The sequence below is a fragment of the Scopulibacillus daqui genome (assembly GCF_016908855.1).
Taxonomy (GTDB): Bacteria; Bacillota; Bacilli; order Bacillales; family Sporolactobacillaceae; genus Scopulibacillus_A; species Scopulibacillus_A daqui.
On sequence record NZ_JAFBER010000007.1, the window covers coordinates 20,133 to 32,884 of the forward strand.

The following is a 12,752-nucleotide window of genomic DNA, read 5'->3' on the forward strand; positions in this document are numbered from 1 at the left end:
ATTTATTTTAGTTTTTCATACTGTTCGCTGAACGGCCATTTTGGAAGCATTTTCCGAAGCGGCTTATCTTTACGGTATCCGAGAACATATTCCGCTTGCATAATCGTATGAATTTCCCTAGTTCCTTCGTAAATCACCGGCGCTTTTGAATTTCGCAAATGTCTCTCTACTGGGTATTCATTCGAGTAGCCGTAAGCGCCATGGATTTGAACAGCATCATTAGCCGATTCATTAGCAAAATTGCATGCCTGCCATTTGGCAAGAGACGTTTCCCTTGTATTGCGGACACCTTCATTTTTCAGTTCTCCGGCACGGTAGACAAGTAAACGCGCCATTTGCAGCTTCGCTTCCATATTAGCAATCATTTGTTGGACAAGTTGGTGTTTGCCGATTTCTTCACCAAAGGTTTTCCGCTCATGACAATACTCAACACTTGCTTCAAGACAAGCCATGATGATGCCGCAAGCGCCTGCCGCTACAGTAAATCGGCCGTTGTCAAGAGCCGACATGGCAATTTTAAAACCTTCCCCTTCTTCCCCTAATAGGTTTTCTTTAGGAACCCTGACATTGTCAAAGAAAATCTGTCCAGTATTGCCTGCGCGAATACCCAGTTTCCCCTTTATCGCTTTTGACGAGAAGCCCGGCATCGTGCGTTCAACAATAAACGCCGAAATCCCTTTATGAACTTTTTCTTTATCTGTATAAGCAAAGACAATGAAATGATCGGCAAGGTCACAAAGAGAAATCCATGTTTTTTCGCCGTTTAGTATGTAATCATCGCCGTCACGAACAGCAGTTGTCCGCATCGCTTTAACGTCTGATCCTGCATTCGGCTCCGTCAGACCAAAGGCTGCGAGCTTCTCACCCTTTGCCTGCGGCACCAAATATTTTTGTTTTTGCTGTTCATTGCCCCATTGCAGGAGCGTCATGCTATTTAATCCCGTATGAACGGATACAGCTGTTCGGAAGGCAGTGTCGCCTCTTTCAAGTTCCTCGCAAACAATTGCCAAAGAGTTGTAGTCCATGCCGCTGCCGCCGTATTCTTCAGGGATACACACTCCCATTAAATTCAATTCAGCCAATCTTTTGAAAATATTTGTGTCAACATGGCCATTCGCATCCCATTCACCTATGTAAGGTATAATTTCTTTATCAACAAATTGCCGGACCATTTTTCTTAACATTTCTTGTTCTTCAGAGAATTTAAAATCCATTTAAATCAACTCCTATATAATTTTTTGATCTTTTAGAACTTGGCATTCTTCTTCAGATATGCCTAATTGCTGCAAAATTTCATCCGTATGTTCCCCCACCATTGGCGGCGGGAGTTCATATGAAACTTTAGTTCTCGACATTTTCAGCGGGCTTCCGACCATTGAAATTTTTTCGCCGTTTGTATGATCCATTTCGATGACCATCTCGCGCGCCATGACGTGCCGATCATTAAAAACTTCATCAATATTTTGAATTGGCGCGCAGGGAATCCCCTTTTCTCTGAATAAATGAATCCACTTATCTGTATCATCCTGCATCAGTTTTTCATGGATTAATGCTTCTAACTCTTCCCGATGAGACATGCGGTCGGAATTAGTGATAAACCTTGGATCCTCCTTAAGTTCAGGGGCATTAATGCAATCAGCAAACATTTGGAACTGGCGGTCATTGCCGACGGCCACTACCATTTCTCCATCTTTGACTTTAAAAGTTTGGTACGGTGTGATATTAGGATGATAGTTTCCTAATCTTTCAGGAACTTTTCCTGATACTAAATAGTTGCTGGCGGCATTAACGAGACTGCTGATCGCTGCGTCATATAAAGAGATATCGATGGCTTGGCCGAGACCTGATTTTTCCCTTTCCAATAAGGCGGACTGTATGCCAATGTTGGCGTACAACCCCGTGAGGACGTCGGTAATAGCGACACCGACTTTCATCGGACCTGATTCCTCGGAACCTGTAATGCTCATCAAACCGCTCATCGCTTGAATGGCAAAGTCATATCCGGCAAGGTGCCTTAATGGCCCTGTTTCGCCAAAACCGCTGATATGACAATAAATCAATTCGGGATGATCATATTTAAGAGATTCATAGTCAAGTCCCCATTTTTCCATGGTCCCTGTTTTAAAGTTATGAATTAATATATCGCTTTGTTTAATGATTTTTTTTAAAATGTCCTTGCCCTTTTCAGATTTCAAATTGAGTGTCATTGCTTTTTTATTCCGGTTTGTGCATAAATAGTAGGCGCTTTCCCCTTTTACATAGGGAGGCCCCCACCCTCTTGTATCATCGTTGCCGCCCGGGGCTTCAATTTTGATCACTTCAGCGCCCATATCGCCCAGAATCATGGTACAATAGGGGCCGGCTAATACCCTAGTCAAATCAACGACACGAACGCCTGATAACGGGCCATGCAAACGAACCGCCTCCTTTATGCCGTATTCATAAAATGGATCAAGTATGCCTTGAATCTGTTTCAAATTGAAAAATGCCAGTTACCGGCATTATTGTCGAATGCGCAGTCACTGGCATCATGACCTGAGCTGGTGACACTGGCAGGCATCACATTCAGATCTTTCAGTGCAATGTTTAAATTCATTATTTTTATTAAATTTTAACACTTTATGTTCTTTGTGTCAATATTATTACTTTTCCTTTTGAGCATTTCTTTTATGAGCTTGTCATATTTATAGAATAGATAAGTTCCGTTATAATGGAAATGGTTTATAGGACATTTGCAAAAGCAAACATTAAATGAAAAGTAGGTAACTTGATATGAAAGAAATAGTGATGGAATTGTTAAATTACATCATCAGCCTCGGCTACCTCGGTGTAGCTTTAGCCTTGATGATTGAAATTATTCCGAGTGAACTCGTATTAGCCTACGGCGGATTCATGGTTTCAGTCGGCCATCTTAATTTTGCCGGCGTTGTCATTGCTGGAACTATCGGCGGTGTTATTGCACAGATTTTCTTATATTGGCTTGGGTATTACGGCGGCCGGCCAATCCTTGAGAAATACGGTAAATACTTATTAATACATAAGAAACATCTGGATTTATCAGAAATGTGGTTTGACAAGTACGGTGTCGGCGTCATATTTTTTGCTCGTTTTGTTCCTGTTGTCCGCCATGCCATTTCAATCCCGGCCGGCATTTCGAAAATGTCCCTTAATAAGTTTACATTCTTTACAATCTTAGCTATCATCCCTTGGTCTATATTATTTATATACCTCGGTGAAAAGCTGGGTCAGAACTGGGATAAGATTAAAGATATTACCGCTCCATACGTTGACGTCATAGGCATTTTCATTATCGCAGTGTTTATTTTATTCGTTCTTGTCAAGTTCAGACAGCGAAAATTTAAACCGTAAAAAAGACCAGACATTCCGCATACAATGCTTTGCGAATGTCTGGTTTTCTATATACAATAAACTTGTAAGGAGGCGCTGTAAGATGAATGAAGATGTCAAAAAATACTTGCAAGACAATCGACATGCACAATTAGAACAAATGAAAGAATTTTTATCAATCCCAAGCATCAGCTCACTCTCCGAACATAAGGAAGATGTCAAGAATGCCGCGGATTGGCTGGCAAAGGCATTAAAAGAAGCTGGTGTTGAAAACGTTAAAGTGATGGAAACTGAACGCCACCCCGTCGTCTATGGCGACTGGCTGAAAGCTGAAGGAAAGCCGACTGTGCTCATCTACGGGCACTATGATGTTCAGCCTGTTGATCCATTAGAACTTTGGGAGACGCCGCCGTTTGAGCCGACCATCCGCGATGAAAAAATCTATGCCCGCGGCGCAAGCGACGACAAAGGACAAGTGTTTATGCACATTAAAATGATTGAAGCCATTCTCAAGACAAGAGGCGAACTTCCTGTCAATGTAAAATTCTGTATTGAAGGCGAGGAAGAAATCGGCAGTCCAAATCTCGATTTATTTGTAGATAAAAACCATGATCTGTTAGCAGCAGATGTATTGCTCGTTTCCGATACAAGTATGCTTGGCAAAGGAAAGCCGTCTGTCTGTTACGGACTTAGGGGGTTATGCGGGCTTCAGATTGATTTAAAGGGAACGAAAGGCGATCTTCACTCGGGAATATTCGGAGGTGCTGTGCAAAATTCAATTCACGCCCTTGTTGAACTGTTGGCGACCATGCACAATGAAAAAGGACAAGTTACTGTCGAAGGATTCTACGACCGCGTCCGGCCCTTAACAGAAGAAGAATTAAAAACCTATGAAGCATTATCAAACGATGAAAAATTGAAAGAGCAGCTTGGTGTTAAAGAGCTGTATGGTGAAGAAGGCTACTCATCGATTGCGCGGACTTGGGGACGGCCGACATTAGAGATTAATGGTATTTACGGCGGCTTCCAAGGCGAAGGGATTAAAACAGTCATTCCTTCAGAAGCGCACGCTAAAATCACCTGCCGTCTCGTACCGGATCAAGATCCTAAAGAGATTGCCGATCTAATCATTAAACATATTCATAAACATCTGCCGGCCGGCGTTACCGTTGAAACAACCCTTTTTGACCAAGCCAAACCGTTTATCACACCATATGATCACCCGGCCATTAAAGCTGCGGGCAAAGCTTTAAAAGCAGCTTATCATGTTGACCCTACATATGCACGTATGGGCGGATCTGTTCCGATTGTAGAGACTTTCCATACAAAGCTCGGCCTGCCTGCTGTTCTTATGGGATTCGGACTGGATGAGGAAAATTTCCACGCGCCTAATGAACATTTTCATCTTGAAAACTTTGACAAAGGGCTGATGGCACTTGTCGATTTCCTTTTTGAACTTGAACAGGCGGAGTAACTATATAAAGCATAAAGCTGTTGGCGATATGTCAACAGCTTGCTTTTTTCTAATCATTTAAAAACCTATACTATTTCGTTGGTTCATGTTTAAAATTTAAAATAAATGTTATTGTTTAAGTTCCCGGCAATAATTGATGACAAATGCTTTAAACCCTTCTACCGCAGGAGAAATATATTTTGATTTTCTGGAAGCCAGCCCAATTTTTCTATGGCACGTGAAATCATTTATTTCAAGCAGCGACATGCGGTTTGGGTCTATGTCTTTTGTTTGTGGAATCATTGTGATCCCAAGACCGGCGGCTACGAGTCCGGCCAATGTCGAAACTTCTTCACCTTCAAAAACAATTTCAGGTTTAAATTCTGATTTTTCAGTAATATTATCAAAAATAGTTCGCAAACTATACCCTTTTTTCATACATATAAAATCTTCCTCTTGCAGGTCTAATAATGAAATTGATTGTTGATCAGCATATGGACGGCTTCGAGGCACACAAATATAAAGAGATTCTAGCAACAAATGATCCCAGTGGATATCCGGATGATAAATAGGCGGAGACGTCAGACAAAGATCAACCTCCCCATTCAGCAATTGGCGAAGTAAAATTTCAGGGCCGTTTTGAAATAGTTGAAAACGGATTTGCGGATATTGTTTGCGATAAACCGCCACAAGTTCAGGAATTAATTCATTTCCAAGGGTGTGCAAAAAACCGATGGATACCTCCCCTTTATCAGGAGAAACCATATCTTTTACTTCTTGCTTCCCTTCTAATATCACATTCATTGCCTTTTCAACTTTTTTTCGGAACAACCGGCCATAGCGATTCAGCTTAATTGAACGCCCCTGCCTGTCAAAAAGCGGAGCGCCAAGTTCCATTTCTAATTTTGAAATCGCCCGGCTTAGCGCCGGCTGCGAAATTGATAATTTGTCAGCTGCTTTTGTCATGTGTTCTAACTCAGCGGCTGTTTTAAAATACTCCAATTGATACCATTCCACGATACATCTCTCCCTTTCCGTTTGACATGCTGGACGATGTTTTAATTATAACTGAAAGACATCAAATCAATGCAAATGATAAATTGGACTTATTGATAAGATAGGAATACCATAAAAACTGGGAACTCTATTTAAGAAAAGGTGAAATGAATTGACTTATATTGAACGCGGAACAACACAATATTGGCAGGCAAACCTTGCTTTATTCTTCGGCGGGTTTGTCACTTTTTCGATCCTTTATACGACCCAGCCTTTAATGCCGATTTTTTCTAAGCATTTCGGTATATCACCGTCTGCGGCCAGTCTTAGCCTTTCTCTTACAACCGGCGCCCTGGCTCTTTGTATGCTGCTGGCCGCTGAAGCATCCGATGCCATAGGCAGAAAGCATATCATGATATTTTCTATGGCGCTGGCATCGATATTTACTTTAGTCACAGCCTTCAGCCCTAATTTTGCGGTCTTGCTCATATTGCGCGGACTGCTGGGTATTGTGGCAGCAGGAGTCCCTTCAATAGCAATGACATATGTCAATGAAGAATACCATCCGAAGACGCTTGGTCATGTGATGGGGCTTTATGTTAGCGGGACATCGATAGGCGGTATGTATGGACGTATCGCTGTCGGCGCTGTCACTGATTTCTTCTCTTGGCAAACTGCTTTTATATTTATTGGAATAACCAGTTTGATCATCAGCCTTTTGTTTTGGAGGCTGCTCCCTGATTCCCGTCACTTTGTACCTAAACAAGTATCTGTAAGGTCTTTCTTCCATTCTCTTGGCAGTCAACTTAAAAATCCCGGCATACTTTGCATTTTTGGGATTGGTTTCTCATTAATGGGCGGCTTCGTTACTATGTTTAATTATATTGGCTATCTGTTATCGGAAAAACCTTATTCATTAAGCCAGTCTGTTATTGGTTCATTATTTATTGTCTACATGATGGGAACAGTCAGCTCAACATGGATGGGTCACATGGCAGATACAAAAGGGCGCGCAAAGGTGATCATAATATCTGCCGTGATCATGTTGGCTGGAGTATTACTGACTTTATTCGCAAACTTATTTATAAAAATAATGGGTTTGGCTGTGTTTACCTTTGGCTTCTTTGGCTGTCATTCCGTTGCCAGCGGATGGGTTGGCGATAGGGTTAAAGAAAATAAATCACAGGCGTCATCATTATATTTATTATTCTATTACACAGGATCAAGTTTAATAGGCACATTGGGCGGCTGCTTCTGGAGCCGTTTCGGCTGGGGAGGCATTGCGGGATTAATCAGCAGTCTGATTGTCCTGTCATTGGTCCTTACTGTCATCAGTTATGCATTTGAGAAAAAAGAAGCCAAGAGACATGACTGTTATCGTCAAGCACAGTAATTCCAAAAAAGCTGCCGAGATGATCTCGGCAGCTTTTGTATTAAGCATTTTCTTGTAATTTTCTTCTAAGCACCATTTGAAGGATACCGCCGTTTCGATAGTAGTCAATTTCTACCTCGCTGTCGAAACGGGCGATCACTTCAAAGTTAGTTGTTTTGCCGTTTTCGTCAGCAGCAGTCACTTTAAGGAGCTGCTGAGGTTTAACGTTTTCATCAATATCAACTGTGATCGTTTCTTTGCCAGTTAAACCAAGCTTATCAGCGTTTTCCCCTTCTTTAAATTGAAGCGGAAGGACTCCCATCATGACAAGGTTGCTGCGGTGAATTCTTTCATAGCTTTCCGCGATAACTGTCTTAATGCCTAGAAGGTTCGTGCCTTTTGCAGCCCAGTCGCGGGAACTGCCCATGCCGTAATCTTTGCCGGCGAGAACAACAAGGCCTGTGCCGTCTTCTTTGTACTTCATGCATGCATCGTACATTGGCATCACTTCGCCCGTAGGCCAATAAGTTGTGAAACCGCCCTCTGTTCCCGGTGCAATTTGGTTTCTGATACGGACGTTAGCAAAGGTGCCTCTCATCATGACTTCATGGTTGCCGCGGCGGGAACCGTATGAGTTGAAGTCTGCAGGCTTGACGCCTTTTTCGATGAGGTACTTGCCTGCCGGGCTGTTTTTAGCAATCGCACCTGCTGGCGAAATATGGTCAGTTGTCACAGAGTCGCCGAACTTGCCTACAACGCGCAAGCCTTTCAGCTGTTCAATTTTATCCGGTTCGGCTGAAAGATTTTCAAAGAACGGCGGATTTTGAATGTATGTTGAGTTTTCATCAAAATCATAAAGTTTTCCTTCGCTTGTATCAATGTCATTCCAGCGTTTATTTTCTTCGAATACACGTGCGTATTCTTTCTTAAACATTTCTGGACTCACTGACTTGGTCATGACTTCTTCTATTTCTTCAGCTGTTGGCCAAATATCTTTAAAGTAAACATCATTGCCGTCTTTATCTTTGCCAAAGGAATCGTTTTGCAAATCAAAGTTCACTGAACCGGCTAGAGCGTACGCAACAACTAACGGCGGTGAAGCCAGATAGTTGGCTCTAACCAACGGATGGATGCGCCCTTCAAAGTTGCGGTTGCCGGACAACACGGAAGCAACGGTCATATCCCCTTCAGCAATGGCTTTTTCAACTTCTTCAGGAAGCGGTCCGGAGTTACCGATGCATGTTGTACAGCCATAACCGACTGTATTAAATCCAAGCTCATTCAAATATGGGGTCAATCCGGCATCATCTAAATAATCTGTAACAACTTTTGAACCGGGAGCTAAGCTTGTTTTCACGTAACTCGGCACTTTCAAACCTTTTTCGACTGCTTTTTTGGCTACAAGACCGGCACCGAGCATAACGCTTGGGTTGGAAGTATTTGTACAGCTTGTAATTGCTGCGATAACAACAGCACCCGTCTTAAGAGACACTTCTTTGCCGTCAGGATACTTGACGGATACTTCTTTTTTAATTTCGTCTTCGCCTAAGCCGAATCCATGATTGCCTGCTTCTCTGACAAGAGCCTTATTGAATTCTTCTTTCATTTCAGAAAGCGGAATGAGGTCTTGCGGACGCTTCGGACCGGATAATGAAGGCTCAACAGTTGAAAGATCAAGTTCAATCACTTTGGTAAATCTAGGATCCTTAGCATCAGGCGTATAGAATAAACCATTTGCTTTGCAATAAGCTTCAACAAGCTTGACTTGCTCTTCGCTTCTGCCTGTCAGACGCAAATAATTCAGCGTTTCTTCATCAACAGGGAAGAATGTTGCTGTGGCACCGTTTTCAGGCGACATGTTAGAAATAGTCGCGCGGTCAGCAAGAGACATTTGCGCCATGCCTGGACCAAAGAATTCCACGAACTTGCCTACAACGCTTTCGGCACGAAGAACTTGAGTCACTTTAAGCGCCAGGTCAGTTGCAGTCGTACCGTTAGGCAGTTCTCCAGTCAGCTTAACGCCGATAACTTCTGGAACCGGGAAGTATGACGGCTGTCCCAGCATGCCGGCTTCAGCTTCTATGCCGCCGACGCCCCAGCCGAGAACGCCAAGTCCATTAATCATAGTCGTATGAGAATCCGTACCTACTAATGTATCAGGAAATGCAATATATTCGCCGTTTCCTTCTTCATTAGCGTGGACAACAGAAGCTAAGTACTCAAGGTTAACTTGGTGAACGATACCTGTTGCAGGCGGAACAGCGCGATAATTTTCAAATGATTTTTGCGCCCACTTTAAGAATTTATAGCGTTCGATATTTCGTTCGAATTCTTTTTCCATGTTATATTTTAAAGCTTCATTTGAACCGAAGCGGTCAACTTGGACAGAGTGGTCAACAACAAGATCCACCGGTTTTTCGGGATTAATCTTATCAGGGTCGCCGCCCATATCCGCCATCGCTTTTCTCAGTGAAGCCAAGTCAACAACAACCGGCACCCCGGTAAAGTCTTGGAGGATAATGCGCGAAGGGTTAAAAGGAACGTCTATCTCTTTATTTAGTTCCTCTGTTCCCCATTTTGCCAAATTTTCAACATGTTCCTTCTTAATGACTTTTCCATCATATTGGCGCAGCACAGACTCTAGCAAAACCTTAATTGAATAAGGGAGTCTTTCAATATCGCCAAATTGTTTTAATGCGTCCAACTTATAGTAATTATACGTTTTTCCGTTTACAGAAAACGTATCGCGAGCTTTATAGATATCTTGCTTCGCTTGGTCTTTTGTAGAAGTTGGCATCCCACTCACTCCTTTTCCGACGGTTTTCACAAAATCGTAGAAAAACTTACATATCTATCATAAATCAAAATAATACATAAGTAAAATTCAATGAGGTTATGATTCGTCATAAGCGTAACTTATATTTTGAACTGCGTTTAGAATCTCGACGCATTCATTATCGGCCACCGTTCGACAATCAATGATCAAGTCCTCGTCCTGGATACGGCCAATAACAGCAGGCTCGCCTTTTCTTAATTCACAGGCGAGGCTGTGAGCTGCAAGCTTCCGATGCTTAATGGCAACACCGTAACTTTCTAAATCAACATCAGGCATTGTTCCGCCGCCTATAGGCGAACGAAGCGATACCAAACGAACTGTCAAGCCGGAAACCCCTTCCAAATGTTCGAGAAGCCTTTGCGCGCGTTTTTTTACCGATGAACGCTTCTCCATGATCCGGTTCAGCGTCGGGTTTTGATCATAGCTGTGTTCGTCCAAGAAATAGGACTGAATGGTTGCGCTGAGAGCCGCGAGCGTCATTTTATCAACACGAAATGTTCTCATCAGCTGATGTTTTTTTAACCGGTCGATTAAAGCCTTCTTGCCTAATATGATTCCCGCTTGCGGACCGCCAAACAGCTTATCCCCGCTGCACGATATGATATCCGGCCCGTCCTTTAAAACATTTGCCGCAACAGGCTCATTGCCGATGCCGTATTGATGAAAATCAAAAAAGGCACCGCTGCCAAGATCCTCATAAAAAATAATGCCATGCCGCTTAGCGATGCTTGCCAAACTTTTTCTGGACACCGATGAGGTAAATCCTGTGATGTTAAAGTTGCTGCGATGAACCTTTAAAACCATTGCTGTATCATTGGTTATCGCTTGTTCAATATCTTCTGTGTGCGTTTTATTCGTTGTTCCTACTTCAACAAGCTTGGCGTCACTCTCTTCCATAATTGATGACACGCGAAAAGAACCGCCGATTTCAACGAGTTCTCCTCGGGAGACAATGACTTCTTTATTCTTGGCAAACGCCCGCAAAATAAAATAAACAGCCGCAGCATTGTTGTTGACAACCAGCGCTGCTTCCGCCCCGGTTAACTTCCTCAGCAGCCATTCAGTATGATCATGGCGGCTGCCCCGTTCGCCAGTCTTTAAATCTAACTCAAGATTTGTATAGTTTGTCGCCGCTGAAAAGACTTCTTCAGCCGCACGTTCACTTAACCGCGCCCGGCCCAAATTCGTATGTAAAATAACGCCTGTTCCATTGATTACTTTCCGTAAAGGTGTTTTGATAAGCAGCGAAGCTTTGCTTGTGAATTTTTGATAGACTTCTCGATAAATTTCTTTTTCGCTTGTTCCTGTTGTTCGTTTCATCAGCTGTTCTCTTACTTCGTTAACAGCTTCTCGAGCCAACATCGTTAAATATTTTCCGCTGATGCCTCGGCTCAAAAACAAACGGTATTGGCTGCTGTCTTGTATTGCTTTGATAGACGGTAAATAACGAAACTTATTATCCATAGAGACCTCTGTTTCATGTATTTATATATTGTTTGTTATTATTGTATTATAAACAAATAAAAGCGGGTTAGCGATTAAAGTTAGATTTTAGAGCACTTAACTCTAATCGCAGCCTTAGAATAGGAGGAACGGACATGACCGACTTAAAAAGACTGACTAAAATGTCTTCCAAAGGCGGCTGAGGCTGCAAATTAGGTCCTGAGGACTTGGCGCAAGTTTTGCGTCAATTACCAGCGCAAAAAGAAGATCCAAACCTGCTTGTCGGAACAGATACATCTGATGACGGCGGTGTTTATAAATTAACTGATGACCTTGCTCTTATTCAAACCATTGACTATTTTACACCGGTTGTTGATGACCCGTATATGTTCGGGCAAATCGCGGCAGCCAATGCGCTAAGCGATATCTATGCAATGGGCGGAACGCCGAAGACAGTGTTAAACATAGTCGGATATCCTATGGAAGCGCTTGGCCCCGATATGCTGAGCGAAATATTAAAAGGCGCCGCAAATAAAGCCGCGGAAGCTGGGGCAGTAACGGTCGGAGGGCATTCTATTGATGATCAAGAACCTAAGTTCGGTCTTGCAGTCACCGGAGTGGTTCATCCGGATAAATATTATAAAAATGTCGGCGCTAAAGCAGGCGACGCACTCGTTCTGACTAAGCCGATCGGTGCCGGCATTCAAACAACTGCGATAAAACACGATCATATGACTGACGAAGCAATTGATAAAGTTAGCCAAGTGATGGCTGAACTTAACAAAACGGCAGCTGAACTGTTGAAGAAGTATCATCCTCATGCCGTAACAGATGTCACAGGCTTTGGGTTATTAGGACATGCCTATGAGATGGCATCAGGCAGCCGCGTCACAATGACTATCAATAAGGATCATGTCCCTGTCTTGGCCGGGACTGAAGCCTTGGCGAAAGACGGCATGATTCCAGGGGGAACCCGAAAGAATTTACGTTGGCTGACCCCAAATATTGCGTTTCATCAGTCTATTGCCGAGCATTGGCCGTTCATCTTGGCCGATGCGGTCACTTCCGGCGGACTGCTTGTCAGCTTGCCTAATCACGAAGCCGAACGATATGTGAGGGATCTGCACAAGGCAGGCATAACAGAAGCCGCTGTCATTGGCAACGTTCATCAACATTCTGACAAGGTCATAAAGGTTTTTTAAAGGAAAACGCGGCTGCGCCCAGTCTCCTTAGGCACAGCCGCACCGCTCATACTGTTAACCTATCTTAACTGCGCCGGATCATCACCAATGCTGGCGGGATAT

The 12,752-nt window shown here is 43.2% G+C and carries 9 protein-coding genes; 4 read left to right on the forward strand and 5 right to left on the reverse strand.

The window, feature by feature from the left end; translation table 11 throughout:
- Nucleotides 1–2 precede the first annotated feature (2 nt).
- A complete protein-coding gene (locus JOD45_RS06965; RefSeq protein ID WP_205003157.1) occupies nucleotides 3–1,214 on the reverse strand; it encodes an acyl-CoA dehydrogenase family protein in 1,212 nt (403 codons plus the stop codon).
- Nucleotides 1,215–1,226: 12 nt separating this feature from the next.
- Nucleotides 1,227–2,414, reverse strand: a complete 1,188-nt coding sequence (locus JOD45_RS06970; RefSeq protein WP_205003281.1) for a CaiB/BaiF CoA transferase family protein — start codon at nucleotides 2,412–2,414, stop codon at nucleotides 1,227–1,229.
- Nucleotides 2,415–2,772: 358 nt separating this feature from the next.
- Between JOD45_RS06970 and uptA the strand changes: the two genes are divergently transcribed.
- Entirely contained in the window at nucleotides 2,773–3,369 is a 597-nt protein-coding gene (gene uptA / locus JOD45_RS06975) for an undecaprenyl phosphate transporter UptA (RefSeq protein WP_205003158.1), read from the forward strand.
- A gap of 82 nt (nucleotides 3,370–3,451) precedes the next feature.
- On the forward strand, nucleotides 3,452–4,822 hold the full coding sequence (locus JOD45_RS06980; protein ID WP_205003159.1) for a dipeptidase: 1,371 nt from the start codon (nucleotides 3,452–3,454) through the stop codon (nucleotides 4,820–4,822).
- Between the two features lie 108 nt (nucleotides 4,823–4,930).
- Here the strand turns inward: JOD45_RS06980 and JOD45_RS06985 are convergent, their stop codons facing one another.
- Nucleotides 4,931–5,818, reverse strand: a complete 888-nt coding sequence (locus JOD45_RS06985; RefSeq protein WP_338056039.1) for a LysR family transcriptional regulator — start codon at nucleotides 5,816–5,818, stop codon at nucleotides 4,931–4,933.
- 151 nt (nucleotides 5,819–5,969) lie between these two features.
- Here JOD45_RS06985 and JOD45_RS06990 point away from each other — a divergent pair, with 151 nt between their 5' ends.
- Nucleotides 5,970–7,190, forward strand: a complete 1,221-nt coding sequence (locus tag JOD45_RS06990) for an MFS transporter (protein ID WP_205003160.1) — start codon at nucleotides 5,970–5,972, stop codon at nucleotides 7,188–7,190.
- A gap of 40 nt (nucleotides 7,191–7,230) precedes the next feature.
- Here JOD45_RS06990 and acnA read toward each other — a convergent pair whose 3' ends face one another.
- Nucleotides 7,231–9,966, reverse strand: coding sequence for an aconitate hydratase AcnA (gene acnA, locus JOD45_RS06995; protein WP_205003161.1), 2,736 nt, complete (start codon nucleotides 9,964–9,966; stop codon nucleotides 7,231–7,233).
- A 96-nt stretch (nucleotides 9,967–10,062) separates the two neighbouring features.
- Nucleotides 10,063–11,469 carry an L-seryl-tRNA(Sec) selenium transferase gene (gene selA, locus JOD45_RS07000; protein WP_205003162.1) on the reverse strand — a complete coding sequence of 469 codons (1,407 nt, stop codon included), beginning with the start codon at nucleotides 11,467–11,469 and terminating at the stop codon, nucleotides 10,063–10,065.
- Between the two features lie 134 nt (nucleotides 11,470–11,603).
- On the opposite strand from selA, the gene selD reads away from it, so the two are divergent.
- Complete coding sequence (gene selD, locus JOD45_RS07005) at nucleotides 11,604–12,650, forward strand: selenide, water dikinase SelD (protein WP_205003163.1); 1,047 nt, start codon at nucleotides 11,604–11,606, stop codon at nucleotides 12,648–12,650.
- Nucleotides 12,651–12,752: the final 102 nt, after the last annotated feature.